General features: G+C 58.7%; 23 protein-coding genes. 10 read left to right on the top strand and 13 right to left on the bottom strand.

All coding sequences use genetic code 11. The features are described 5' to 3' along the window. Positions 1-40 precede the first annotated feature (40 nt). Positions 41-430 (bottom strand): DUF3077 domain-containing protein, encoded by a 390-nt coding sequence (locus AAEZ03_RS17040; RefSeq protein ID WP_350580169.1) that lies wholly within the window; start codon positions 428-430, stop codon positions 41-43. A gap of 354 nt (positions 431-784) precedes the next feature. On the opposite strand from AAEZ03_RS17040, the gene AAEZ03_RS17035 reads away from it, so the two are divergent. Together AAEZ03_RS17035 and AAEZ03_RS17030 are read left to right on the top strand one after the other, a co-directional pair. Beyond that, positions 785-1,384 carry a helix-turn-helix transcriptional regulator gene (locus AAEZ03_RS17035; protein ID WP_278940769.1) on the top strand — a complete coding sequence of 200 codons (600 nt, stop codon included), beginning with the start codon at positions 785-787 and terminating at the stop codon, positions 1,382-1,384. Further along, entirely contained in the window at positions 1,374-2,249 is an 876-nt protein-coding gene (locus AAEZ03_RS17030) for a queuosine precursor transporter (RefSeq protein ID WP_273221861.1), read from the top strand. The genes AAEZ03_RS17035 and AAEZ03_RS17030 overlap by 11 nt, the downstream gene beginning before the upstream one ends. Positions 2,250-2,316: 67 nt before the next feature. On the opposite strand, the gene queC is transcribed toward AAEZ03_RS17030, so the two are convergent. Next, positions 2,317-3,018, bottom strand: a complete 702-nt coding sequence (queC, locus tag AAEZ03_RS17025; protein WP_350580166.1) for a 7-cyano-7-deazaguanine synthase QueC — start codon at positions 3,016-3,018, stop codon at positions 2,317-2,319. Positions 3,019-3,205: 187 nt separating this feature from the next. Beyond that, positions 3,206-4,348 carry a murein transglycosylase A gene (mltA, locus tag AAEZ03_RS17020; protein WP_153368282.1) on the bottom strand — a complete coding sequence of 381 codons (1,143 nt, stop codon included), beginning with the start codon at positions 4,346-4,348 and terminating at the stop codon, positions 3,206-3,208. Between the two features lie 129 nt (positions 4,349-4,477). Between mltA and AAEZ03_RS17015 the strand changes: the two genes are divergently transcribed. After that, positions 4,478-4,927: a c-type cytochrome gene (locus AAEZ03_RS17015; protein WP_273221856.1), complete on the top strand. Its 450-nt coding sequence runs from the start codon at positions 4,478-4,480 to the stop codon at positions 4,925-4,927. Positions 4,928-5,025: 98 nt separating this feature from the next. On the opposite strand, the gene AAEZ03_RS17010 is transcribed toward AAEZ03_RS17015, so the two are convergent. The 4 genes from AAEZ03_RS17010 to AAEZ03_RS16995 all read right to left on the bottom strand — a co-directional run bounded on the left by AAEZ03_RS17010 (position 5,026) and on the right by AAEZ03_RS16995 (position 9,587). Continuing rightward, positions 5,026-5,421 carry a DUF1090 domain-containing protein gene (locus AAEZ03_RS17010; RefSeq protein ID WP_048370869.1) on the bottom strand — a complete coding sequence of 132 codons (396 nt, stop codon included), beginning with the start codon at positions 5,419-5,421 and terminating at the stop codon, positions 5,026-5,028. An 88-nt stretch (positions 5,422-5,509) separates the two neighbouring features. Continuing rightward, positions 5,510-7,147 (bottom strand): NAD-dependent DNA ligase LigB, encoded by a 1,638-nt coding sequence (gene ligB / locus AAEZ03_RS17005; protein WP_350580162.1) that lies wholly within the window; start codon positions 7,145-7,147, stop codon positions 5,510-5,512. A 234-nt stretch (positions 7,148-7,381) separates the two neighbouring features. Next, complete coding sequence (gene metK, locus AAEZ03_RS17000) at positions 7,382-8,572, bottom strand: methionine adenosyltransferase (protein WP_048385023.1); 1,191 nt, start codon at positions 8,570-8,572, stop codon at positions 7,382-7,384. A gap of 19 nt (positions 8,573-8,591) precedes the next feature. Further along, positions 8,592-9,587 carry an ArsR/SmtB family transcription factor gene (locus AAEZ03_RS16995; protein ID WP_048370865.1) on the bottom strand — a complete coding sequence of 332 codons (996 nt, stop codon included), beginning with the start codon at positions 9,585-9,587 and terminating at the stop codon, positions 8,592-8,594. 261 nt (positions 9,588-9,848) lie between these two features. On the opposite strand from AAEZ03_RS16995, the gene tkt reads away from it, so the two are divergent. The 5 genes from tkt to fba all read left to right on the top strand — a co-directional run bounded on the left by tkt (position 9,849) and on the right by fba (position 15,754). Next, on the top strand, positions 9,849-11,846 hold the full coding sequence (gene tkt / locus AAEZ03_RS16990; protein WP_153350593.1) for a transketolase: 1,998 nt from the start codon (positions 9,849-9,851) through the stop codon (positions 11,844-11,846). A 121-nt stretch (positions 11,847-11,967) separates the two neighbouring features. Beyond that, positions 11,968-13,023 carry an erythrose-4-phosphate dehydrogenase gene (gene epd, locus AAEZ03_RS16985; protein ID WP_048370861.1) on the top strand — a complete coding sequence of 352 codons (1,056 nt, stop codon included), beginning with the start codon at positions 11,968-11,970 and terminating at the stop codon, positions 13,021-13,023. A 26-nt stretch (positions 13,024-13,049) separates the two neighbouring features. After that, positions 13,050-14,213, top strand: a complete 1,164-nt coding sequence (locus tag AAEZ03_RS16980) for a phosphoglycerate kinase (RefSeq protein WP_278941111.1) — start codon at positions 13,050-13,052, stop codon at positions 14,211-14,213. Between the two features lie 32 nt (positions 14,214-14,245). Further along, complete coding sequence (locus AAEZ03_RS16975; protein WP_278941113.1) at positions 14,246-14,464, top strand: hypothetical protein; 219 nt, start codon at positions 14,246-14,248, stop codon at positions 14,462-14,464. Between the two features lie 225 nt (positions 14,465-14,689). After that, complete coding sequence (fba, locus tag AAEZ03_RS16970) at positions 14,690-15,754, top strand: class II fructose-bisphosphate aldolase (protein WP_007913760.1); 1,065 nt, start codon at positions 14,690-14,692, stop codon at positions 15,752-15,754. 129 nt (positions 15,755-15,883) lie between these two features. On the opposite strand, the gene AAEZ03_RS16965 is transcribed toward fba, so the two are convergent. Continuing rightward, the gene (locus AAEZ03_RS16965) at positions 15,884-16,276 is read right to left on the bottom strand and encodes a hypothetical protein (RefSeq protein ID WP_048385015.1); all 393 of its coding nucleotides are present in this window, start codon (positions 16,274-16,276) and stop codon (positions 15,884-15,886) included. 189 nt (positions 16,277-16,465) lie between these two features. Between AAEZ03_RS16965 and AAEZ03_RS16960 the strand changes: the two genes are divergently transcribed. Next, positions 16,466-16,960 (top strand): YgjP-like metallopeptidase domain-containing protein, encoded by a 495-nt coding sequence (locus tag AAEZ03_RS16960; RefSeq protein ID WP_048385012.1) that lies wholly within the window; start codon positions 16,466-16,468, stop codon positions 16,958-16,960. 42 nt (positions 16,961-17,002) lie between these two features. Continuing rightward, positions 17,003-17,299 (top strand): winged helix-turn-helix domain-containing protein, encoded by a 297-nt coding sequence (locus AAEZ03_RS16955; protein WP_123750839.1) that lies wholly within the window; start codon positions 17,003-17,005, stop codon positions 17,297-17,299. On the opposite strand, the gene AAEZ03_RS16950 is transcribed toward AAEZ03_RS16955, so the two are convergent. The 5 genes from AAEZ03_RS16950 to mdtD form a co-directional block, all read right to left on the bottom strand. After that, the gene (locus AAEZ03_RS16950) at positions 17,296-17,748 is read right to left on the bottom strand and encodes a GNAT family N-acetyltransferase (RefSeq protein ID WP_123750840.1); all 453 of its coding nucleotides are present in this window, start codon (positions 17,746-17,748) and stop codon (positions 17,296-17,298) included. The genes AAEZ03_RS16955 and AAEZ03_RS16950 overlap by 4 nt on opposite strands. 74 nt (positions 17,749-17,822) lie before the next feature. Beyond that, positions 17,823-19,997, bottom strand: a complete 2,175-nt coding sequence (yccS, locus tag AAEZ03_RS16945; RefSeq protein WP_048370844.1) for a YccS family putative transporter — start codon at positions 19,995-19,997, stop codon at positions 17,823-17,825. A gap of 107 nt (positions 19,998-20,104) precedes the next feature. After that, a complete protein-coding gene (locus AAEZ03_RS16940) occupies positions 20,105-21,283 on the bottom strand; it encodes a BaiN/RdsA family NAD(P)/FAD-dependent oxidoreductase (protein WP_123750932.1) in 1,179 nt (392 codons plus the stop codon). A gap of 118 nt (positions 21,284-21,401) precedes the next feature. After that, positions 21,402-22,739, bottom strand: a complete 1,338-nt coding sequence (gene dbpA, locus AAEZ03_RS16935; protein WP_241486415.1) for an ATP-dependent RNA helicase DbpA — start codon at positions 22,737-22,739, stop codon at positions 21,402-21,404. A 200-nt stretch (positions 22,740-22,939) separates the two neighbouring features. Next, entirely contained in the window at positions 22,940-24,370 is a 1,431-nt protein-coding gene (mdtD, locus tag AAEZ03_RS16930) for a multidrug transporter subunit MdtD (protein ID WP_048370838.1), read from the bottom strand. Positions 24,371-24,480: the final 110 nt, after the last annotated feature.

Below are 24,480 nucleotides of genomic sequence, written 5' to 3'. Positions count from 1 at the left end.
CGTGTGTCCTGCCGGGGGCGAACCAGTGCCCCCCTGTCAGTCACTCAGTTGCCTGCCAATCGGTTTGGCCAGGGATCATTTCCCACGAAGCTGTGAGCCCGGCCAGAGAGTTTTCAATGTGCTGTCTGGCTTTTTCGACCCTGTTGATGATCTGTAACGCGTGATCACGTTGTACCCCTTTTAGCGCATTGCTCACTTCATTGGCCGATCGTGCTGCGCAACGCAGCAAATCAGACGCACAGCTCAAGGCGGCTTGAAGGTTGGCGCTGTCCTTAAGTGTCGTAATGGCTGACGGTGACACATCGAGCAGTGATGTATCGGGCAGATAGAAGTCGAGCGCCCGATCAGCGGCTGCGCGGTCCAGCACAAGCGTGTCAATTGCAGAGCCTTCTGGAACAAAGTCGATTGAAGCCGGAGATGTTTTTTTCACGGGAAACCCCAAGCGTAGGGAGGATGGCTATTGGGTGAGTGTCAGTTCTGCGTGCAATAAGTATTAAACGTACTTTTCATAAAAGTTAACACGTGTCCAAAGTAATGGTTAATCTCAAGTAATCAATAATAAAAATATGTGCAGATAATTCGCCGTGTTTTTAACGCTATGGCTGTGCAAGTTGCCTACATGCTAGGCGGATAGTTCGTTCGTGATAAAAAGACTGCACGCGTGATGAAATTTTTTGTCTTGTTTTTCTTGCTGGTTTTATGGGCGAAACATTTGCACTATGAGTCCGTCTCAAGCGTTGAAGGTAAGTCGTAGGCTCGGCGTGTACAGTGTGAAGGGGGCAAGATGCATCGAAAAGAAAAGAATAAAAATTTAAAAAGTAATATTCGCTATTTGATCAAGAGTCGCGGAGAAACTCAGGTGTCACTGTGTGTTGCCAGTGGCCTGACACGAACCACGATCTACAATATTTTAGAAGGTAAGGTATCCAATGTTCAGCACTCCACCGTGCGCAAGATATCTAATTTTTTTGGTGTGTCTTACGAAGAAATAGAACGAATAGATTTTGAAGAAAAAGAAACGCTGGAGCGGAGTGCTTCAATCGAAGGGAACATGAATCCGGCGGCTGTACCCATTCTAAAAGAAGGGCAATTAATCAGTTGTCTTGACAAACCAATTGGTGAATTGGTAACGCGTTTTCCACTCACTTACTATTTCGGCTCGGCTCATAACATGGTGGCTGTTATTTTGGAATATCGACGTTATGCATCTTATGGGGCCGGTGATGTCTTGATCGTTCACAAGGGCTGCGTGAACAGGATTGGCGACCACTTGGCATACGACACGGGCACTTTGCGGCTCAGTATCGTGGACGGTCAGTCGATTGAATCGAGTGGGCTATGTGTGATCGGGTATATCGTCGAGGAGCGTTTCAATGACCTGTAAGTGTGAGGCGGATAACTCCAGGTACAAACTGCTTGGCTTCGATAATCATAAAAGCCGGGTCATTGTCATGGTGGTGGCAACCGGTAAAGTGATCAAAGTTAAATTGTCTGAGCTAATAAGCAGCGAGGTGATGGATAATTTTAATCCGGCCGAGGTCAAGACAATTCATAAAAAGCTCTACTCACAAGAGGGCTCTGTGACCGCCTACGACTTCAAAGACCGTCACGAACGTTCATGGATGATCTATGTTGTTTTGAATCTGCTGTTATTTACCCTCTACATATTCACCAGTATTGCGGCCACCAAACCTATTTTTCTGGAGTGGCCGGGCATTGTGGTAACACCGGGGGCTTTTTTATACCCGTTGACCTTTCTTATTGTGGATGTGCTCAATGAGTCTTATGGCCTCAGGCTTGCAAGAAGGGCCATATTTTTTGCCTTTGTGAGTAATGCACTCATTATTGCCATGCTCAGCGTAACGACTTATCTGCCAGGGCTGTCTGACTGGAAACTGGATGAGCCCTATAACCAGGTGATTGGTCACCTGTCTTCAGTGCTGATCGCGTCGTTAATTTCATTTTTGGTATCGGAGTACGTCAATACCTACTTGCTGTGCAAGATTAAAGAATTGACGAATTCGAGGTTCTTGTTTCTCCGGGTGTTCCTGAGCACTTTTATCGCGGTCATTATTGACAGCTTTCTTTTTTGCTTTCTGGCGTTTTATGGCGTTATGGAAACCAGTGTCATCCTTGACATGATCGTTATCCAGATTCTTATCAAAGTGAGCTTTGCATTTTTTAACGTGTTCCCGGCGTATGGCATGAGGGCGCTGTTAAGCAAATACATGACGGTGGAGAGCAGGTAAGCGCCCGGCAATGATTCGCTGACTATCAACACGCCCAGCGTGTTGATAGTGGCTGACGTGCAAGGCGCTATGCGGCTTTTTGCAGCTTTGCCTGCAAGCGTTGGCGAACACCTGCTGTGTCGCTCAAGTACTCGGCCAACCCTTTTGCCCGCAAGCTGCAGGCGGCGCAGTGAGTGCAGCCTGCGCCCTGGATGCCGTTGTAGCAGGTCAGGGTTTGGTCACGAATCACGGCCAATTGTTGGTACTCATCGGCCAGCGCCCACACTTCGGCTTTGTTTAGCCACATCAGTGGCGTTTTGATGCGTACGTCGTAGGCCATGCCCAAGGTGATGGCCCGGTTCAGTGATTTGACGAACGCGTCGCGGCAGTCCGGGTAGCCTGAAAAGTCTGTTTCGCACACGCCGGTAATCACGGTTTTGGCCTGCACCTGGTAGGCATAAATAGACGCCAGTGTGAGAAACACAATATTGCGCCCTGGCACGAAGGTACTCGGCAAACCGTTTTCAGGTGCTGAGGCGTCGGGCACGTCCATATCTTCGCGGGTCAGGCTGCTGACCGTTAATTGATTGAGCAGTGAGGCATCCAGAACGGTGTGTTTAGTGGCGCCCAGTTGCTTGGAAAGCACCCGTGCAACGTCAATTTCCGCGCGGTGACGCTGGCCGTAGTCAAAGGTAATGCAGTGCACTTCGTCATACAGGGGCAGCGCCTGTAACAGACACGTCGTCGAGTCTTGCCCGCCACTGAAGACGATAACCGCTTTGTTAGTCATGTAAGGTCTCGATAAATAGGGCGAACGTCGAGACTATTCTGCGAGGTGGGCAGGAACAAGCGGGGGAGGATTTGCAGGAGTTTTCCGGGCCGAGAAGAAGACTAATCTGACTCCCCGCCGTGTAGGAGCGAGCTTGTCTCGCGATCTTTTAAAGATCAAAAGCTCGCTCCTACAGAGGCATCAGGTGTTATTGCGGCAACGCTGCGCCTTTGGGCCACAACAGCCAGATGTTGCCTTTCTGCTTCATGTCCCCTGCGATTTTCCCGGCTTCCGGGCCGGTGCCGACGAAGAAGTCTGCCCGCACTTCACCGGCAATGGCGCCTCCAGTGTCTTGGGCGGCAACCGGGCGTACGATCGGCTGGCCGTCTGCCTGGGTGGTCGACAACCACAGCAAGCTGCCCAGCGGGATGACGCTGCGATCCACTGCCACGCTGTAACCTGCGGTCAATGGCACGTTCAGCGAGCCGCGCGGGCCTTCGTTGCTGTCAGGGTTTTGCGTGAAAAACACGTAGCTGGGGTTGCTGGCCAGCAGTTCGTGCACGCGTTCAGGGTGAGCCACTGCCCACGCGTGAATGCTGCCCATGGTGACGTCTTCTTTTTTCAGCTCGCCCTGTTCCACCAACCAGCGGCCAATCGGTTTGTACGGATGGCCGTTTTGGTCGGCATAGCCGATGCGCAGTTGGCGGCCATTGTCGAGTTGCACGCGGCCCGACCCCTGAATTTGCAGGAATTGCAGGTCCATCGGGTCGGTCAGCCAGGCCAGTACCGGCGCATTGAGGCCTTGGTTGTTGATGGTTTCGGCGGTGTCGTACGGCTTGAGCACGCGCCCTTCAAGGCGACCGCGCAGGCGTTTGCCCTTGAGTTCCGGGTAGATGCTGTCCAGGTTCACCACGATCAAATCAGACGGCACGCCGTAAATAGGCACATGGGCCGCGGTGGTCTGTTTCAGGCTGCCAGGGTAGACCGGCTCGTAGTAGCCGGTGATCAAGCCGTCGCTGCTGCCTTCGGCCGAGCGCAGGCTGTACACGTCCAGGTGGGTTTGCAGGAAACTGCTGACTTCAGCCACGCTCGGGTTGGCCGGCAAGCTGGCGGCAGCGCTGCACAGGTTGCCCCAGTTAGGGTCGGCCTTGAGCCGTGTGCACGCGCTGCGCCATGAGGCGAAACCGTTTTGCAGGTCGACGCCGGTCACTTCCGGCAGCGCGCTCCAGTCGGCTTTGCTGTAGGTGGTGTGCGGGGCCGGTTTGGCGGTGTCTTTGTCGGTGCCATTGCACCCGGCCAGCAGCATGACAATCGGCAGCGCCCACGCCAGCGGCTTGAAAAGTGATCTCATCAGCGAGGTTCCTTCAAGAGTTGCCGAGGTCAGATAACCGTCGAGGCAACCCGTATATTTAATAGGGGTATTGGTCTTTGCGAGTGACACGAGGATACTGGCGACCGATTTTCGTGACGTGAAGCCACCATGACTTTTAAACAATGTTGCATTGTGTTGCTGGCCTGCCTGACGCTGTCGGCGTGTGGCGGCATTGATCCGGACTCACCGCTGGGTCAGCGTAAAGCGATTTTCAAACAAATGCTCAGTACCAGTGAAGAGCTGAGCGGCATGTTGAAGGGCCGGGTACCGTTTAACGGTCCGCGCTTTGCTGAAGCCGCCATGCAGCTCGATGCGCTGGCGTATCAGCCGTGGGCGCATTTTCCGCAGGTAAAGGACTCCGATAAAACCAGCGCCACCGACGCAGTCTGGCAGCAACAGGCACGGTTTGAAGCATTGGCCCGCGAGCTGGAAGCGGCGACGGGAGCGCTGGTGGTCGCCAGCCAGCAACAGCCGTACTCAGCCAGCCACCTGACGCCTGCGGTGCAGAAGGTTCAGGACACGTGCAGTGCGTGCCACAAGGCATTCAGGAATCACTGAGTGGGCACAAGCCCCTGTAGGAGCGAGCTTGCCTCGCGATCTTTTGATTGTTTAAAAGATCGCGCGGCCAGCTCGCCCCCACAGGGTAGTTCAGCGACTTACTTGTCCAGCTGATCCAGCGCTTCTTGCAGCTCTTTACGTGACTCGGCGAGCTTGGTTTTGCGCTTGTCGATTTTTTCCGGATCGCCTTTTTTCATGGCTTTGTCCAGGTCGGCCTGGCGCTTGCTGACTTCATGCTTGGCGTCGAGCACCTTGTTTTCACGCTCTTTGCGCAGGCCCGCGTCGGTGCAGTTCGCCGTCACTTCGCTCAGGGCTTTTTCCAGGCCGGCTGCTTGGTTGCTGTTGCCGTGGGCGCGTGCCTGTTCAAGTTGCAGGGTGATGGCTTGTTTTTTAGCGGCGCAACCGGTCAGCTCTGGAGCAGGGTCGGCAGCCATCACAGGGGCGGCCAGCAGGCCGCAAACAGTCAAGAGAACAAGCGGTGAAAAACGTTTCATAAAAAGCTCCGTGACAAAAATAATGACAATACACACAATTCAAAAACCCGGACGCAGCATACGCCTCGCGTAACGCTGTGGGCAGTTTCTAGTCGAAACCGGCAATCCCGGCAGCCCGTAACTGTTCACTTAAAGCCTGTACGTTCGGCTCACGCAAAAATTCAGTCAATTGCGCAGCACGCTGGGCACCTATCCCGGCATACGCCTGCCAGGCCTGTTCATCGCGCGCGACCAGCGCTTGCCATGATTGCCCCAACGGCGCATCGCCGGTGGGCGGCAAGCCCAACGCTTTGACCCATTGAGCAAACGGTTGTTGCCGTGCCGCGTACACACTGGCGAGCAATCGTTCGCTGCTGCGCTCGCCGAAGCCGCCAATGTTAGCAAGCCGGGCGGCGTCCAGGGTCAACCAATCGAGCAGGTTATTGACCTCACCGGCTTGAATCAGCGTATTCCAGGTGCCGGGCCCGACAAACGGCATGGCCAAACCTTTCTTGCTGCTGAGCCAATTGAGCCGCGCCAAAAACTGACGTTCACAGCCCGGTGTTGCCGACCAGCAGCTCAAGGCATGGAAGTTATTGGGCTGGGGCGCGAGGACTTCAACTCGTTCACTGGCGCGCAAGGCCACGCTGTCGAGTCTAGGAATGGTCATGCCCGCCAGGCTGATGGCCACGTGGTCGCCGGGGCGAATATCCAGATCTTGCCAGCGTTGCAGTGAGCCCACGCTAATGCGTTTGATCGTGCGGTCATCAAGGCGCACCGGGGTCAGCTCCAGCATGGGCGTGATGCGCCCGGTGCGGCCAATGTTGAATGTAACCTTACGTACTTCGCTCAGCGCCTGGGCATGCGGGTATTTCCACGCGGCGGCCCAGTTGGGTGGTTTGGCTTGCCAGCGTTCGGCGGCCGGGCGCTGGCTTTGGCGCAACACCACGCCATCGCTGGCGAACGGTAGCGGGGTGTTAAACCAATGCTCGCGCCAGTGCCGGGCGTGGTCCAGATGGTCGATGGGCTGGCTGTAGGTTTGGCTGTCGGTAAAACCCAGCTCGGCCAAACGGGCCAGCCGCTCGCTTTGGGCGTGCGGGCCTTGAGGCCAATCCCACACGAACAGGCCAATGCCCTGGCCTTGTTCAGGGCTTAGCGCATGGCGGGCCATCAACCCGGCCACGGTGCTGCGCGCGTTGACGCTGCCCGCCTTGGCCTGAACATGCCCGGGCACCCGCCAATAGAGTTCACCTTGCAATAGCATGTCCACAGGCTGTGGCAAGCGTTGTGGGATGGCGCTGATCACCTGTGCAGCCGCCGTCCAGTTCTGCCCGCTAAGCCCGTCGCCGCGGCTGATGACGTGCTGTAGTTGCCCTTGGCGGTAGACCAGCGTAACGGCCACGCCATCCACTTTGGGTTGTACCCACAGGTCCTGACGGCCCTTGATCCAGCGTTCAACGGCGCGTTCATCTGCCAGCTTGGCCAGCCCGGTTTGCGCCACGGGATGAGCCACCGGGCCGCTTGCCGTTAGCAGTGGGTTATCCACAGCACGGCAGTGTTCCAGGCGGCTGCGCAGTTGGTCGTATACCGCATCGCTGACCAGAGAAACCCCCAGGCGGTGGTAACTGTCGTCCCACACCTTGAGTTGCTGGCGTAAGGCTTGCTCGTCGGCGCAGGGGTTGGCGAGGCTGTTGAAACTGAGAAACGCGAGTAAAAGCCCAGTGAAAACGCGGAGTATGGCCAGCATCATGAGCGTCCTTGCCCGGAGTGAATGCTTAAGGCTAGTGGAGGACGGCCGTGGCGCTTGGGCAGAAGATTGCCGGGTGTTTCTGTGGGAGCGGGCTTGCTCGCGATTCAGGCAGCGCGGTGTGTCAGACAAACTGCGTCGATGCCATCGCGAGCAAGCCCGCTCCCACAGGGGCAGATGTTGTGAGGCACAAAAAAGCCCCGGACAGTGACCTGTCCGGGGCTTCTGGCTTACTTACAAACCAGCAGCGCTGCGCAGTTCTTCAGCGCGGTCGGTACGCTCCCACGTGAACGTGGTGAAGGTATCGTTGCCCACGGTTTTGGTCTGCGGCGTGCGGCCGAAGTGACCGTAAGCGGCTGTTTCCTGGTACATCGGGTGCAGCAGGTCAAGCATGGTGGTGATTGCGTATGGACGCAGGTCGAACACTTCACGTACCAGCTTGATGATCTTGTCGTCAGAGATCTTGCCAGTGCCGAAGGTGTTCAACGAAATCGAAGTCGGTTGAGCGACGCCGATTGCGTAGGAAACCTGGATCTCGCAACGCTCAGCCAGGCCGGCAGCCACGATGTTCTTGGCCACGTAACGACCGGCGTAAGCCGCCGAACGGTCAACCTTGGACGGGTCTTTACCCGAGAACGCGCCGCCGCCGTGACGGGCCATGCCGCCGTAGGTGTCAACGATGATCTTGCGGCCAGTCAGGCCGCAGTCGCCTACCGGGCCACCGATGATGAACTGGCCAGTCGGGTTGATGTGGAACTGGGTGTCTTTGTGCAGCAGTTCAGCCGGCAGTACGTGCTTGACGATCAGCTCCATCACGCCTTCGCGCAGGTCGCTGTACGACACTTCCGGGTTGTGTTGGGTCGACAGCACGATGGCGTCAACGGCAACCACTTTGCCGTTTTCGTAACGGCAGGTTACTTGGGACTTGGCGTCCGGGCGCAACCACGGCAGCAGGCCGGATTTACGGGCTTCAGCCTGACGCTGAACCAGTTGGTGCGAGAAGGTGATCGGTGCTGGCATCAGCACATCGGTTTCGTTGCTGGCGTAGCCGAACATCAGGCCTTGGTCACCGGCGCCCTGGTCTTCAGGCTTGGCGCGGTCAACACCCTGGTTGATGTCAGGGGACTGCTTGCCGATGATGTTCATGACACCGCAGGTCGCGCCGTCGAAACCGACGTCGGAGCTGGTGTAGCCAATGTCGGTGATCACGTCACGAACGATCTGTTCCAGGTCAACCCAGGCCGAAGTGGTGACTTCGCCTGCAATGATTGCCACGCCGGTTTTCACCAGAGTTTCGCAGGCCACACGGGCGTGCTTGTCTTCAGCAATGATGGCGTCCAGCACCGCATCAGAAATCTGGTCGGCGATTTTGTCCGGATGCCCTTCAGACACGGACTCGGAGGTGAAAAGGGAGTATTCGCTCATCTCGACGGTTTCCTAATATTTACCGATGGTGAGTGTCGCCAGCTGGCCGCTGAAAGTGGCGGACCTGAATCTGGAAACCATTACGTAAGCCTACATAGAGGCTTTCCCCGGGAACGAGTCCCGCAGCGGTGGCCCAATGGGCCAGATCATCTTGTTCAAAACCTAGCCACAGATCGCCGCAAGCCTCGCGGGCCCACGCCTGATTATGGCTACACAACTCTGTTACCAGCAGGCTACCGCCAGGTTTCAACAAGGTGGCCAGTTGCCTGAGTGCATCGGCCGGTGCCGCGAAATGGTGCAAGACCATGTTCACCACCACGCAATCGGCCTGCAGGTGCGCATCGTGCAGCGCGTCGGCCAGGAGCAGGCTGACGTTGTTCAGTGACTCGCGTTCACACAGCTGGCGGGCCAGCTCAAGCATTACCGAGCTGTTGTCCAGTGCCGTGACGTGCTGGAAGCGTTGGGCCAGGTCGGGCAAGAAACTGCCGTCTCCGGGGCCGACTTCAAGGGCCGTGGCAGCTGGGCTGAAGCTCTGTTTGTCGAGCAGCGTCAACACGCTGTCCCGATACTGTGGCACGCCAGCGATCAAGTCCTGTTGAGCTCGAAATTTCTCGGCAATACGCGAGAAAAAGTCCTGGCTGGCCGCTGCTCGTTGTCCATGTACGGCACTGATGCGCGCTTGCACGTCGGCGGGCAGGGTCAGGTTGTCGACCTCCTCCAGCAATGCAGCATGCAACTTGCCGCCCAGCAGTTCGGTGTGGGGCAGGGCACGACGATAAAAAATGGCATTGCCTTCGCGACGCGTGGCCACCAGTTGTGCCTGGGACAACACCTTGAGGTGGTGGCTCATGCCTGACTGGCCGGTGGCAAATATGTGCGTCAGTTCCAGCACTCCAAATGAATCGTTGGCCAACGCGCGCAGCACATTGAGTCGCAGCGGGTCACCTCCGGCCTTGCACAGGGCGGAGAGCTCGTCGCAATCGTCATGGCGGATAGAAGGCACGCGTAAGTTCATGGGGGCGCAGTCTAGTTACCCGTCTCACACCTCGCAAGTTCAATATCAAAACTTTTTGATATTGATCGATAACTGGTTCGTTGGTCGGATGTCTTGCACTCAATAACGAAATGAAATGTCCGATCTTCAACAGGTTGAACGGTTAAGCGCATGAAAAACGCTTCAAGCGACTATCTGTCATTGCCCCGAAGGCGGTGGGTGAGGGAAAATGCTCGCCTTTTTTCCGTTTCGATTTAACTTTCAATACCCAGGAGAACAGCGATGCCCAGCCGTCGTGAGCGTGCCAACGCCATTCGTGCACTCAGCATGGATGCCGTGCAAAAAGCCAACAGCGGCCATCCAGGTGCCCCTATGGGTATGGCGGATATCGCCGAAGTACTGTGGCGCGATTATCTGAAGCACAACCCGAGCAATCCTTCGTTCGCTGACCGTGACCGCTTCGTGCTGTCCAACGGCCATGGCTCGATGCTGATCTACTCGTTGTTGCACCTGACCGGCTATGACCTGTCGATCGACGACCTGAAAAACTTCCGCCAACTGCACAGCCGTACCCCGGGCCACCCGGAGTTCGGTTACACGCCGGGCGTAGAAACCACCACTGGCCCGCTGGGTCAGGGCCTGGCCAATGCCGTGGGCTTTGCCCTGGCTGAAAAAGTCATGGGCGCGCAGTTCAACCGCCCTGGCCACAACGTTGTCGATCACCACACCTACGTGTTCCTGGGTGATGGCTGCATGATGGAAGGCATTTCCCACGAAGTTGGCTCGTTGGCCGGCACCTTGGGCCTGAACAAGCTGATCGCGTTCTACGACGACAACGGCATCTCGATTGATGGTGAAGTTGAAGGCTGGTTCACCGACGACACGCCAAAGCGTTTCGAAGCCTACAACTGGCAAGTGATCCGCAATGTTGACGGTCACGACCCGGAAGAAATCAAAACCGCCATCGACACCGCGCGTAAAAGCGACAAGCCAACGCTGATCTGCTGCAAAACCACCATCGGTTTTGGCTCGCCGAACAAGCAAGGCAAAGAAGATTGCCACGGTGCTCCACTGGGCAACGACGAAATCGCCCTGACCCGCACTGCGCTGAACTGGAACCACGGCCCGTTTGAAATCCCGGCCGATATCTACGCCGAATGGGATGCCAAGCAAGCCGGTGCTGCCGTTGAGTCCGAGTGGGACAAGCGCTTCGCCGCCTACGCTGCCGAGTTCCCGGAACTGGCCAGTGAACTGACCCGTCGCCTGAGCGGCAAGCTGCCTGCCGACTTCGATGCCAAGGCCAGCGCCTACATCGCTGAAGTCGCGGCCAAAGGCGAAACCATCGCCAGCCGTAAAGCCAGCCAAAACACCCTGAACGCCTTTGGCCCGCTGCTGCCTGAACTGCTGGGCGGCTCGGCTGACCTGGCCGGTTCCAACCTGACCCTGTGGAAAGGTTGCAAAGGCGTGAGCGCTGAAGACGCCAGCGGCAACTACGTGTACTACGGCGTACGTGAGTTCGGCATGAGCGCCATCATGAACGGCGTTGCCCTGCATGGCGGCCTGGTGCCTTACGGCGCGACCTTCCTGATGTTCATGGAATACGCCCGCAACGCCATCCGCATGTCGGCCCTGATGAAGCAGCGTGTGATCTATGTGTTCACCCACGACTCCATCGGTCTGGGCGAAGACGGCCCGACGCACCAGCCGGTTGAGCAATTGACCAGCCTGCGTACCACGCCGAACCTGGATACCTGGCGCCCAGCCGACGCAGTGGAATCTGCAGCGGCCTGGAAATACGCCCTGGAGCGCAACGACGGCCCGTCCGCGTTGATCTTCTCGCGTCAGAACCTCAACCACCAAACCCGTGATGCTGGCCAGATCGCCAACATCAACCGCGGTGGTTACGTGCTCAAGGACTGCGCAGGCGAGCCTGAGCTGATCCTGATCTCGGCCGGTTCCGAAGTCGGCCTGGCCGTTCAGGCGTACGAGAAACTGACCGAACAAGGCCGCAAGGTTCGTGTGGTGTCGATCCCGTGCACCAGCGTGTACGAAGCTCAAGATGCAGGCTACAAGCAGTCGGTTCTGCCGTTGCAGGTTAGCGCGCGTATTGCGATCGAAGCGTCCCACGCAGACTACTGGTACAAGTACGTGGGCCTGGAAGGCCGCGTGATCGGCATGACCACCTACGGCGAGTCGGCGCCTGCGCCTGCCTTGTTCGAAGAGTTCGGCTTCACCGTGGAAAACATCCTGGGTCAGGCTGAAGAGCTGCTGGAAGACTAAGCAATCCCCCCGTAGGAGCTGCCGAGGTACGAAGGCTGCGATCTTTTAAAAATCAAAAGATCGCAGCCTGCGGCGGCTCCTACGGGGGATCGTTGTGTTTACACCCTGATAAGAGAACCCCATGCCTCAACTGCGTCCTTACAAAGTTGCACTCAACGGCTACGGCCGGATTGGTCGTTGCGTCTTGCGTGCGTTGTTTGAGCGAGGGGCGGCTGCCGGGTTTGAAATTGTTGCACTGAATGATTTGGCCGATATGGCCAGCCTCGAATATTTGACGCGCTTCGACTCCACCCATGGCCGGTTCCCCGGCGACATACGGATCGAAGGCGACTGCCTGCATATCAATGGCGACTGCGTGAAAGTGTTCCGCAGTGCCACCCCCGAAGGCATCGACTGGGCCGCGCTGGGCGTGGATCTGGTGCTGGAATGCTCCGGCGTCTATCACTCCCGTGCCGACGGCCAGCGTTTTCTCGATGCCGGGGCACCCCGTGTGCTGTTCTCGCAGCCGATGGCCAGCGAAGCCGATGTTGACGCGACCATCGTGTATGGCGTCAACCAGCACACCCTTACCGGCGACGAGCGCCTGGTGTCCAACGCCTCGTGCACCACCAACTGCGGCGTGCCGCTGTTGCGCCTGCTCGATGAAGCATTCGGTCTTGAGTACGTATCGATTACCACGATTCACTCAGCCATGAACGACCAGCCGGTGATTGATGCCTACCACCATGAAGACCTGCGTCGTACACGCTCGGCGTTTCAGTCGGTGATTCCGGTGTCCACCGGCCTCGCCAAAGGCATTGAGCGTTTATTGCCGGAACTTGCCGGGCGGATTCAAGCCAAAGCCGTACGTGTGCCGACCCTGAATGTGTCATGTCTGGACATTACCTTGGTCACGGCGCGTGACACCGACGCCACAGAAGTTAACCGTGTACTGCGCGAGGCGGCGACCAGCGGCCCGCTTAAAGGCCTGTTGGCGTACACCGAGTTGCCGCACGCCAGTTGCGATTTTAACCACGACCCGCATTCGGCCATCGTCGATGCCAGCCAGACCCGCGTTTCCGGCCCACGGCTGGTGAACCTGCTGGCCTGGTTCGACAACGAATGGGGTTTTGCCAATCGAATGATCGATGTGGCCGAGCACTATTTGCACATCACTCACCCTAAACCCGCTCTCTAACATTAGAAACTCAGGAACTGCGACCCATGACCGTGTTGAAGATGACCGACCTCGATCTCCAAGGTAAGCGCGTACTGATCCGCGAAGACCTCAACGTCCCGGTGAAGGACGGTGTTGTCGCCAGCGATGCGCGCATCCTTGCTTCGCTGCCGACCATCAAGCTGGCCCTGGAAAAAGGCGCAGCGGTTATGGTCTGCTCGCACCTGGGGCGTCCGACTGAAGGCGAGTTCTCGGCCGAGAACAGCCTCAAGCCAGTCGCTGACTACCTGAGCAAAGCCTTGGGCCGCGAAGTGCCGCTGGTCAGCGACTACCTGAACGGCGTCGACGTTAAAGCGGGCGACATCGTGTTGTTCGAAAACGTGCGCTTCAACAAGGGCGAAAAGAAAAACGCTGACGAACTGGCCAAGCAATACGCCGCCCTGTGCGACGTGTTCGTGATGGACGCTTTCGGTACTGCGCACCGCGCTGAAGGCTCGACCCACGGCGTTGCCAAGTTCGCCAAGGTTGCCGCTGCGGGCCCGTTGCTGGCCGCTGAACTGGAAGCACTGGGCAAAGCCCTGGGCGCCCCGGCCAAGCCAATGGCGGCCATTGTTGCCGGCTCCAAAGTGTCGACCAAACTTGAAGTGCTCAACAGCCTGAGCCAGATCTGCGACCTGCTGATCGTTGGCGGCGGCATTGCCAACACCTTCCTGGCGGCTGCTGGTCACCCGGTGGGCAAATCGCTGTACGAACCCGACCTGCTGGACACAGCCCGCGCCATCGCGGCCAAGGTCAACGTGCCGTTGCCAACCGACGTTGTGGTTGCCAAGCAATTCGCAGAAACCGCCGAAGCGACCGTCAAACTGATCGGCGACGTGGCCGCTGACGACATGATTCTGGACATTGGTCCACAAACTGCAGCGCACTTCGCTGACCTGCTGAAATCGTCCAAGACCATTCTGTGGAACGGTCCGGTAGGCGTGTTTGAATTTGACCAGTTCGGCAACGGCACCAAAGTGCTGGCCCAGGCCATTGCTGAGAGCGAAGCCTTCTCGATTGCTGGTGGTGGCGACACCCTGGCGGCCATCGACAAATACGGCATTGCTGATCAAATTTCGTACATCTCGACAGGCGGCGGTGCCTTCCTGGAGTTCGTCGAAGGCAAGGTACTGCCTGCTGTTGAAATTCTGGAAAGCCGCGCCAAAGCCTGACTATGACTCAGGCCCTGAAAGGAAGCATGGACATGGTCAAGTTGTTACCGCTGTTGATAGTTGCGGGCTTTTTGGCCGGTTGCGCCGGTTCGGCCCCGCCGCCGGCAGAGGCCGCCACTCCCGAAGAGAGTGGTTGCTACCAGGCCGACTGGCAGGCGCAGAGCGTGCCACTGGTCAATAAACGCTCAGGGCCTGAAGCGCTGGAAAAATACGAGACCCCGCAACCCTCAAAAGGGCGCGGGTGCCCATAGCGTTCGCAATACCTGTAGGAGCGAGCTTGCTCGCGAGCTTTTAAAAAATCGCGAGCAAGCTCGCTCCTACAGACAGCGGTAAAGCTATAGCTGGAGCTGTAACGTTTCAGCTGCATCGAATTCGCAGCACCGGGGCCAACCCCCGATCTGCAATAACTTGAATCGCAGCCGCCGCTACGGCAGGCTTGCACGATTAACGACCCTTGTCCGGGAGAGACACACACAATGGCACTTATCAGCATGCGCCAGATGTTGGACCACGCCGCCGAATTCGGCTACGGCGTTCCAGCCTTCAACGTCAACAACCTTGAGCAGATGCGCGCGATCATGGAAGCCGCTGACAAGACTGACTCCCCGGTGATCGTTCAGGCTTCGGCCGGTGCGCGCAAGTACGCAGGTGCGCCGTTCCTGCGTCACCTGATTCTGGCGGCCATCGAAGAATTCCCGCATATCCCGGTGTGCATGCACCAGGACCACGGCACCAGCCCTGACGTCTGCCAGCGCTCCATCCAGCTGGGCTTCAGCTCGGTCATGATGGACGGCTCCCTGGGCGAAGACGGTAAAACCCCTACCGACTACGACTACAACGTTCGCGTCACTCAGCAAACCGTTGCCATGGCGCACGCTTGCGGCGTGTCGGTTGAAGGCGAGCTGGGCTGCCTGGGTTCCCTGGAAACCGGCATGGCGGGCGAAGAAGACGGTATCGGCGCTGAAGGCGTTCTGGATCACAGCCAAATGCTGACCGACCCGGAAGAAGCCGCAGACTTCGTAAAACGCACCCAAGTGGACGCCCTGGCCATCGCCATCGGTACTTCCCACGGCGCTTACAAGTTCACCAAGCCACCTACCGGCGACGTGTTGGCGATTGACCGCATCAAAGAAATCCACAAGCGCATCCCCAACACTCACCTGGTGATGCACGGTTCGTCTTCGGTGCCACAAGAGTGGCTGGCGATCATCAACCAGTACGGCGGCGATATCAAAGAAACCTACGGCGTGCCGGTTGAAGAAATCGTTGAAGGCATCAAGTACGGCGTGCGCAAGGTCAACATCGACACCGACCTGCGTCTGGCCTCGACGGGTGCCATGCGTCGCCTGATGGCAACCAACCCAAGCGAGTTCGACCCGCGCAAATTCTTCGGCGCTACCGTGACGGCCATGCGCGACGTGTGCATCGCACGTTACGAAGCCTTCGGCACCGCTGGCAATGCCTCGAAGATCAAACCGATCTCCCTGGAAGCCATGTACCAGCGTTACCTCAAAGGTGAGCTGAACGCCAAGGTCAACTAAGCCTTAAGCGTCATGAAGAAGCCCGCAGCGATGCGGGCTTTTTTGTGCCTGGCACACGGATTCATCTGTAGGGGCGAGCTTGTCTCGCGATCTTTTAAACGATCAAAAGATCGCGAGGCGAGCTCGCTCCTACAAGGTGTGGTGTATTTTTTCGGGATCTATGCCGTTGCCCTTGAGCAGGGCGTCTACGAGTGAGCGGGCCATCTCGACCGAGTGCACCAGCGACCACACCAGCCCGCGCTCGATGCCGCTGGCCATTTCGGTGATTTCATCCGACACCTCTTCTGCCCCCTTGAGCATGATCGACACGTGCTGCAAGGCTTGCAGGGCGCGAACATCTGCCAGCACGGCAAACGGTGACTCAGGGCTGATGCCTTGCGCTTGCGTCGGCTGCAAGGTCTCCAGGTCTACGGGAGGGTCTTCGCGCAGGCGTTTGAGCAGGTCTTGGGTTGCATCATCGTGCAGATGATCATCACGCTGGATGCGTTTTGCTTTAGGACCGTCGGGCGTCGTCTTTTTCATGTCTCTTCCACGGGGATCATCGGCGACTCAAGAAGATAGCCCCCGGCCTTTCCACGCCGCAAGCAGCGCTTGCGGTCCCCACGCTTTCTCGGAAGTGTCCGCCTCTTGGCAACGTAAACGTCTGACAAGGTAGCCATAAAAGCTGGATTCGCTACACTGGCGAACTTTTACGCTGTGCGTTGACGCCCCATGACCGTGCTCAAATACCTCCAGGCTTACCCCCAATCGTTGCAGGATCAAGTGCGCCAATTGATCGAGCGCGACCAATTGGGCAGCTACCTGAATGAGCGTTATCCACAGCGCCATGCGGTGCAGAGCGACAAGGCCTTGTATGCCTACGCGCACGAGATCAAACAGGAATACCTGCGCAACGCGCCGTCCTTTGACAAGGTGCTGTTTGACAACCGCCTCGACCTCACCCACCGTGCGCTGGGCTTGCACACAACTATTTCGCGGGTGCAGGGTGGCAAGCTCAAGGCCAAGAAAGAACTGCGCGTGGCCTCGTTGTTCAAGGAAGCTGCGCCAGAGTTCTTGAAGATGATCGTGGTGCACGAACTGGCGCACCTCAAAGAGTCCGACCACAACAAGGCGTTCTACAAACTGTGCGAACACATGCTGCCGGGTTATCACCAACTGGAGTTTGACCTGCGGGTGTACCTGACCTGGCGCGATGCCCGCACTTAAGCTCGCACCTACAGGTGGCGTACTACATAACGGGAGTTCTGAATGGAAGTCAGTAAAACCAAAAGCAGTTTTTACCGGCGTTTGTACGTGGCCTGGTTGATCGACAGCCAAACCGCCAGCAGTGTGCCAGCGCTGACCGACGTCACCGGCATGCCGCGCCGCACGGCCCAGGACACCATTGCCGCCCTGGCCGATCTGGACATCGTGTGTGAGTTTGAACAACTGGACGGCGCCCGCAACCATGCCGGGCGCTACCTGATTCACAGCTGGGGGCCGATCGACAAAGCCTGGGTCGGCCAGCACCTGGAGCAGATCAAGCAGGTGCTCGGTTACCCTTAAGCCCGGCGCATGCCGATGTGCGGGATGTCATCTTCAAGGTACGTCTCGCCTTCGGCCCGAAACCCGTGCTGCTCATAAAATGGCTGCAAGTGTGCTTGTGCGGACATGAAAATCGGTTGCCCGGACCAATACTCTTCGATGTTTTCCAGCGCCACTTCCAGTAGGCGGTGCCCAAGCTTTTGCCCACGGCCCCGGGGTGCAATGATCACCCGGCCAATGACCACGTCGCCGCCCTGGGATTCGGGGTCGAGCAAGCGGGCGTAAGCCACCAGCTTGTCGTCTTGCCAGCCCATTACGTGCAGCGTATCGCCCGACAGGTCTTGGCCGTCGACATCTTGATACGCGCATTTTTGTTCAACGACGAAGACTTCCGAGCGCAGCTCCAGAATGGCGTAGAGCTGTTCTTTGCCCAGATCGTCGTGGTGTTTGCAGAGCCAGTCAGTGGTCACGGTGTTGTCCTTGTTATCGAAACGATGGCCCGATAGTAGGCGTGATACTGACTGGCGCCAAGCTGCGATAAATCCTACGGAGCTTTGACCAAATGTGCAGCCAGGGTGCGCAATGGGCCGAGTTGACGGCAGATCAGCGCCAACTGGGTTTGCACCAGCCGCAGGTTTTCATCAATGTCATCCGGCATCTGCTCCAGCTCATTGGCCAGTTTTTCTTCCTCGTCGCTTTGCACCGGCACCGGCAGCTTGGCGCTCAAGCCCTGGGCAATCTGGTCGATGCTGTCAGCAATGCGCCGCCCGGCGCCTTCGATCAACTGCTCGCGCAGCTCTGCCGGCAGCTCAGTGCCGCGATGCGCACCCAGCCCCGACAAATAACTGAGCAAGGTGTGCGAGAGCACCAGAAAGCGGAAGCCCATGTCGGCGTCCTTACGGAAATGCCCCGGCTCCATCAGCATGTTGGCCAGCGTGGTCGACAGCGCCGCATCGGCGTTGTGGGCGTTACGCCGGGCCAGACGATAGGCCAGGTCATCGCTTTTGCCCTGGGCGTATTGTTGGAGGATCTGGCGCAGGTACTGGCTGTTGCAGCTCAAGGTATTGGCCAGCGCCTGATTGAGCCGACGGCCCTGCCAGTCCGGCAAGAACAGGAACACCGCTGCCGCCGCAATCACGCTGCCCACCAAGGTATCGAACAGCCGTGGCAAGAACAGCCCGTAACCGTCGCCCACCTGGTTGAAGCAGAACAGAACCATCAAAGTAATGGCGGCCGTGCTCAAGGTGTAACGCGTGGTGCGGTTGGTAAAGAACACCACCCCGGCCACTACCGCAAACAGCGACTGAATGATGGGGTTGGGGAACAGGTCGAACAGCGCCCAGCCCACCGCCAGACCAATGGCCGTGCCGATAATCCGCTGGCTGAACTTGCGCCGTGTCGCGCCGTAGCTCGGCTGGCAGACAAACAGCGTGGTGAGGATGATCCAGTAGCCTTGGCTTGGGTGAATCCAGTGCACCATGCCAAAGCCGATGCTCAGCGCCAAAGGCAGGCGCAAGGCGTGGCGAAAGATCAGCGAGGTCGGTGTGAGGTGCTGGCGCAGGCGCGACCACACGTCCTTGAGGTTGCGCGGCGAGCGGTCCAGCAGGCTGCTGTCGGTGGCATCGGCCAGGGCGTCGGGGTTGCTCGCATCGCTGAGCAAACGGTCCAGCGTGCCGAGGTTGGCCGCCAGCGCGCGCAGTGAGCGCAGCAGCCCGCGCCAGGCCGGGTTGCTCTGAATGCGCAAGTGTTCGAGGGAGGCGTGCAAGTCGCCCAAGGCCTCGGCAAAACTGTCGTCATAGACAAACGGCTGGCGCAGCTTGATCGACTCCGACAGGCGCTGGCAGGCCACACCTTGCTGGCGCAGCAGGCGTTGGCAACGGAACATCACGTCACTGTGGAAAAACGCGTCGGCGAGTGCGTTGTACGGGTAGTGCGACGAGCTGGCGCGTTCGTGAATGTCCTGCGCGAGGAAGTACAGCTTGAGGTAACGGCTGATTTTCGAGCCCGGCCGCGAGTTGCCGACCCGGTGCAAAATGATCTCTTTGGCGGTATTGAGCGCGGCCACCACGCGGCCGTTTTGCCGGGCCAGCTCCAGGCGGCCTGCTTCTACATCCAGCTTGCGCACCGGTTCAAACAGCGCCGACTTGAGCTTGAGGTACAAGCCCAGCTCCCAAAACAGCCGCGCCAGGCTTTGCTGCACCGGCTGGTTGGAAAACAGCGCTTGCCACAGCACCGAGAGCAGCCCGTACCAGGCTGCACCGGCCACCAGCAACAGCGGCTCGTGCCAGAAGTCAGTGACTTCGCCACCGCGCTGGTCCACGCCGATCATGGTGTACACGGCCAGAATCAACGTGGCCGAGGCAATCGCCCCGTACCGTTCACCCAGCGCCCCGAGCATGGTCAGGGCAAAACTGGCCAGGGCCAGCGCGATGACCAGCAGCCAAGGGTAGGGGAAGAGTAATTCGACACTGAGCGCCGAGGCGCTGAAGCACACCAGCGTGACCAGCAACGCATTCAGGCGGCCTTGCCAGCTGTCATCGGTTTCGGCCAGGGCGCTGGCAATAATCCCCAGGAACAAAGGAATCAGCAGCGACATCTCGTCCTGATACCAGCAAAAAGCCATGCTGCCGGTCAGAGCGATGAACACCCGGACGCTGTAACTGAACTTGTCCCGCGCCCACAAGCGGCGCAGTGATTGGCTGAAAGAGGTCGATGACATGGAGTGGCGGTGCCTGGCTCGTGATTCGCTAAATTGAGCCAGATAAGACGCTAGTGCAATGGCACTGTTCACATCGAACAGAAAATATTTTTAGTGCAGGGGGCGTGTCAAACAAACTGCGCTGCGGCATACCCGGATGCCCACGCCCACTGGAAGTTGAAACCGCCCAGGTGGCCGCTTACATCCAGCACTTCGCCGACAAAATACAGCCCGGGGCTTTTCAACGATTCCATGGTCTTGGACGACACTTCGCGAGTGTCCACGCCGCCCAGCGTGACTTCGGCGGTGCGATAGCCTTCGGTCCCGGCGGGCACGACGGTCCAGCACGCCAGCTTGTTAGCCACGTCGGCCAGTTCGCTTGGGGTGTATTGCTTCATGGGTTTGGACACGAACCAATGCTCGGCCAGCAAGTTGGCCATCTTCTTGGTGAAGATTTCCCCGAGCAGGGTCTTCAGTTCGCTGTTCGGGCGCTCGGCCTGTTGCGCTTGCAGCCAGCTCAGCGCATCCAGATCCGGCAACAGGTTGATCTCAACCGTGTCACCGCTGTTCCAGAACGACGAGATCTGCAAAATCGCTGGGCCGCTCAGGCCGCGGTGGGTGAACAGAATGTTCTCGCGAAAACTCTGATCGTTGCAGCTCACCAGGCAGTCCACCGAGGTGCCCGACAGTTCGCTGCAAATCTCTTTGAGCTGATCGGTGATGGTGAACGGCACCAGCCCTGCGCGGGTCGGCAGCAAGGTGTGGCCAAACTGCTTGGCCACTTGGTAACCAAACCCGGTGGCGCCCAGCGTCGGGATCGACAAGCCGCCGGTGGCGATCACCAGCGACTGGCAGTTCAACTGATCCAGTGTGGTTTTGAGGCTGTAACCGCTGTCGGTTTTTTCGATCTGCTCGACCGAGGTGTCCAGGTGCAGGCTGACACCGGCTTGCTGGCACTCGCTGAGGAGCATCTCAAGGATGTCGCTGGACTTGTTATCGCAAAACAGCTGGCCGAGTTTTTTCTCGTGGTAAGGCACGCCGTGCTTGCTCACCAGCTCGATGAAATCCCATTGGGTGTAGCGGGCCAGCGCCGACTTGCAGAAGTGCGGGTTCTGCGACAGGAAGTTGCCAGGCTCGGTGTACATATTGGTGAAGTTGCAGCGCCCACCGCCCGACATCAGGATCTTTTTGCCCGCCTTGTTGGCGTGGTCGATCAGCAACACCTTGCGCCCACGCCCGGCAGCGGTCAGTGCGCACATCAAACCTGCGGCGCCAGCGCCAATAATCACAACGTCGGTGGTACGCAAAGCGGTGTCCTCAAATACGGCGGGGAACTCTGCAGGAGCGAGCTTGCTCGCGATCTTTTGATCTTTAAAAGCAAAGATCGCGAGCAAGCTCGCTCCTACAGGGACGGGGTGGGGGGAATTACAACACCCGAACGCGCAGCGAGCGGCCTTTGATTTTGCCTTCGCTCAAGCGCTGGCAAGCCTGCTTGGCAACAGTGCGATCCACGGCCACGTAGGCCTGGAAGTCAAAGATCGCGATTTTGCCCACTTGGGCACCGGGGATGCCTGCGTCGCCGGTCAGGGCACCCAGAATGTCGCCCGGGCGGACTTTGTCTTTGCGGCCTGCGCCAATCACCAGGGTGCTCATGGCGGGCAGCAACGGGGCGCCGCCCTTGGAGGTCAGGGTGTCCAGCGACTCCCAGTTCAGCGGGGCCTTTTGCAGTTGCTCGATGGCCTGGGCGCGGTGCGCTTCAGACGGCGCCACCAGGCTGATCGCGATGCCTTTTTCGCCTGCACGGCCGGTACGGCCAACGCGGTGAATGTGGATCTCCGAATCACGGGCCAACTCAACGTTGATCACCATATCCAGCGCGTCGATGTCCAGACCGCGGGCGGCCACGTCGGTGGCAACCAGCACCGAGGTCGAGCGGTTGGCGAACATCGCCAGCACTTGATCGCGGTCGCGTTGTTCCAGGTCGCCGTGCAGGCCAACAGCCGAAATGCCTTTGGAGGTCAGGTGATCAACGGTTTCTTGTACCTGCTGCTTGGTGAAGCAGAACGCCACGCACGACTGCGGACGGAAGTGCCCCAGCACTTTGGTCACGGCGCTCATGCGTTCATCGGGGGCGATTTCGTAGAAACGCTGCTCGATCTGGCTGTCGGTGTGCAGCGCCTCAGCTTTGACTTGCTGCGGGTCGCGCATGAACTTGGAGGCCAACTGCTTGATGCCCACCGGGTAAGTGGCCGAAAACAGCAGGGTCTGGCGACGTGCCGGGGTCTGCACAATGATGTCTTCGATGGCGTCGTAGAAGCCCATGTCGAGCATGCGATCGGCTTCGTCGAGCACCAGCGTGTTCAGGCCGTCGAGCACCAGCGAACCTTTGCGCAAGTGCTGCTGGATACGCCCCGGCGTGCCGACAATGATGTGCGCGCCGTGCTCCAGCGAGCCGATTTGCGGGCCGAACGACACGCCGCCACACAGGGTCAGCACTTTGATGTTGTCTTCGGCGCGGGCCAGACGGCGAATTTCCTTGGCCACCTGGTCAGCCAGTTCGCGGGTAGGGCAAATCACCAGCGCCTGGCAGCCGAAGTAGCGCGGGTTGATCGGGTTCAGCAGGCCGATGCCGAAGGCGGCGGTTTTGCCGCTGCCGGTCTTGGCCTGAGCGATCAGGTCCATGCCTTTGAGGATCACCGGCAAGCTCTGCGCCTGAATCGGCGTCATCTGGGCATAACCGAGGGAGTCGAGGTTAGCCAGCATGGCGGCGGACAGGGGGAGCGTGTTGAAAGCGGTGGCAATGGTGGTCACGGGACTGGCCTGCAAAACAAAATGTCGCGCAGTGTAACAGCCCGTTGCCCAATGCCCGAACATTCTGGACGAGAAGTCATCACCTTCTCTGTAGGAGCGAGCTTGCCTCGCGATCTTTTAGACGATCAAAAGATCGCGAGACAAAGGCCCTATTAATGATCCAGCTCATGCTCCGAGTTGGCTTTGGGCTTGCGACCGTCCTGCGGTGACAGTTGCAAGAAGATCGCCGCTGCCAGCATGGCCATGATGCCGACGGTCAGGAAGGTCAACTGGAACGCCCCCAGCACGGTGTGCACGTCGTCACCGGCGCCGTCGCCCGAGAACCCGCCCAGCAAGGCACCGGCACAGGCAACCCCAAGGCTCAACGACAACTGCGCCACCACCGAGAGCAAGCTGTTGCCGCTGCTGGCGCTGGCATCGTCAAGGTCGATCAGGGTTACGGTGTTCATGGCGGTGAACTGCAGCGAGTTGATGGCACCCAGAATGGCCAGCATCGTCAGCAGCAGCGGGTACGGGGTTTGAGCCGTGACCAGGCCCATGCTGGCCAGCATGATGCCGAGTGCCAGCGTGTTGCCGGTCAGGATCGTGCGATAACCCAGACGCTCGATCAACGGCCGTGCGCCCCACTTGGCCAGCATGGCGGCGGCTGCCAGCGGCAACATGCTCATGCCGGCGTCTGACGGTGAATAGCCCAGCGCCACTTGCAGCAGCAACGGCACCAGAAACGGCAAGGCGCCGCTGCCCAGGCGGGCAAACAGGTTGCCCAAAATGCCCACGGCAAAGGTTTTGGTTTTAAACAGCGTCGGGGAAAAAAGCGGGTTGCTGATGTTGGCGGCCCGCAGCCAGTACGCCGCCAGGCACGCCAGCCCGGCAAACAGCAGCAACATGACCCGCAGGTGCGGCATGTGCAGTTCGCCCAGGCCTTCCATGGCGATGGTGATAAACACCATGGCCGCGCCAAACAGCAAGAAGCCCCAGGCATCGAAGCGTGAGCGCCCGTCGCCGCGCAAGTCGGGGATCATTTTCCAGACCGCCCAGCAGCCCAGCATGCCCACCGGCAGGTTGATCAAAAAGATCCAGTGCCAGCTCAGGTACTGCACCATCCAGCCGCCCAGGGTGGGGCCGATCAGCGGGCCGAGCAGGCCGGGGATGGTAATAAAGCCCATGATCCGCACCAGCTCCGAACGCGGGTAGGCCTTGAGCACCACCAGCCGCCCGACCGGCACCATCAAGGCACCGCCCAGCCCTTGAAGCACACGGGCGGCGATCAATTCATTGAGCGTGCCGGACAAGGCGCACAGCAGCGAGCCGAGGCTGAACAGCAAAATGGCGCTGAAGAAGATTTTTTTGGTGCCGAAGCGGTCAGCAATCCAGCCCGAAGCCGGGATCAGCAAGGCCACCGTGAGCATGTAGGCAACGATCACCCCTTGCATGCGCAGCGGGTTTTCCTTGAGGTCGCTGGCCATGGCCGGCAGTGCGGTGTTGAGGATCGTGCCGTCGAGCGACTGCATGAAAAACGCGATGGCCACCACCCAAGGCAACCACCGTAAAATTTCGGGCGTGAGAACCGGACGTTCGGGCATAGGACCTCTTGTTGTGATCATTCAAAAACCTGTGGGAGCGGGCTTGCTCGCGATGCAGGCGACTCGGTATGCCTGCATCATCGTGCCGCTGCCATCGCGAGCAAGCCCGC

The sequence above is a fragment of the Pseudomonas sp. HY2-MNA-CIBAN-0224 genome, from assembly GCF_040310285.1.
GTDB lineage: Bacteria > Pseudomonadota > Gammaproteobacteria > Pseudomonadales > Pseudomonadaceae > Aquipseudomonas > Aquipseudomonas helleri.
Note: the sequence above shows the minus strand (reverse complement) of the source record. Positions and strands in the feature narration are given on the sequence as shown.

Bases quoted from the DNA above. Each gene is read 5' to 3' on its own strand.
- AAEZ03_RS17035 (WP_278940769.1), top strand. From the start codon at position 785: ATGCATCGAAAAGAAAAGAATAAAAATTTAAAAAGTAATATTCGCTAT.
- AAEZ03_RS17030 (WP_273221861.1), top strand. From the start codon at position 1,374: ATGACCTGTAAGTGTGAGGCGGATAACTCCAGGTACAAACTGCTTGGC.
- queC (WP_350580166.1), bottom strand. From the start codon at position 3,018: ATGACTAACAAAGCGGTTATCGTCTTCAGTGGCGGGCAAGACTCGACG.
- mltA (WP_153368282.1), bottom strand. From the start codon at position 4,348: ATGAGATCACTTTTCAAGCCGCTGGCGTGGGCGCTGCCGATTGTCATG.
- AAEZ03_RS17015 (WP_273221856.1), top strand. From the start codon at position 4,478: ATGACTTTTAAACAATGTTGCATTGTGTTGCTGGCCTGCCTGACGCTG.
- AAEZ03_RS17010 (WP_048370869.1), bottom strand. From the start codon at position 5,421: ATGAAACGTTTTTCACCGCTTGTTCTCTTGACTGTTTGCGGCCTGCTG.
- ligB (WP_350580162.1), bottom strand. From the start codon at position 7,147: ATGCTGGCCATACTCCGCGTTTTCACTGGGCTTTTACTCGCGTTTCTC.
- metK (WP_048385023.1), bottom strand. From the start codon at position 8,572: ATGAGCGAATACTCCCTTTTCACCTCCGAGTCCGTGTCTGAAGGGCAT.
- AAEZ03_RS16995 (WP_048370865.1), bottom strand. From the start codon at position 9,587: ATGAACTTACGCGTGCCTTCTATCCGCCATGACGATTGCGACGAGCTC.
- tkt (WP_153350593.1), top strand. From the start codon at position 9,849: ATGCCCAGCCGTCGTGAGCGTGCCAACGCCATTCGTGCACTCAGCATG.
- epd (WP_048370861.1), top strand. From the start codon at position 11,968: ATGCCTCAACTGCGTCCTTACAAAGTTGCACTCAACGGCTACGGCCGG.
- AAEZ03_RS16980 (WP_278941111.1), top strand. From the start codon at position 13,050: ATGACCGTGTTGAAGATGACCGACCTCGATCTCCAAGGTAAGCGCGTA.
- AAEZ03_RS16975 (WP_278941113.1), top strand. From the start codon at position 14,246: ATGGTCAAGTTGTTACCGCTGTTGATAGTTGCGGGCTTTTTGGCCGGT.
- fba (WP_007913760.1), top strand. From the start codon at position 14,690: ATGGCACTTATCAGCATGCGCCAGATGTTGGACCACGCCGCCGAATTC.
- AAEZ03_RS16965 (WP_048385015.1), bottom strand. From the start codon at position 16,276: ATGAAAAAGACGACGCCCGACGGTCCTAAAGCAAAACGCATCCAGCGT.
- AAEZ03_RS16960 (WP_048385012.1), top strand. From the start codon at position 16,466: ATGACCGTGCTCAAATACCTCCAGGCTTACCCCCAATCGTTGCAGGAT.
- AAEZ03_RS16955 (WP_123750839.1), top strand. From the start codon at position 17,003: ATGGAAGTCAGTAAAACCAAAAGCAGTTTTTACCGGCGTTTGTACGTG.
- yccS (WP_048370844.1), bottom strand. From the start codon at position 19,997: ATGTCATCGACCTCTTTCAGCCAATCACTGCGCCGCTTGTGGGCGCGG.
- dbpA (WP_241486415.1), bottom strand. From the start codon at position 22,739: ATGCTGGCTAACCTCGACTCCCTCGGTTATGCCCAGATGACGCCGATT.
- mdtD (WP_048370838.1), bottom strand. From the start codon at position 24,370: ATGCCCGAACGTCCGGTTCTCACGCCCGAAATTTTACGGTGGTTGCCT.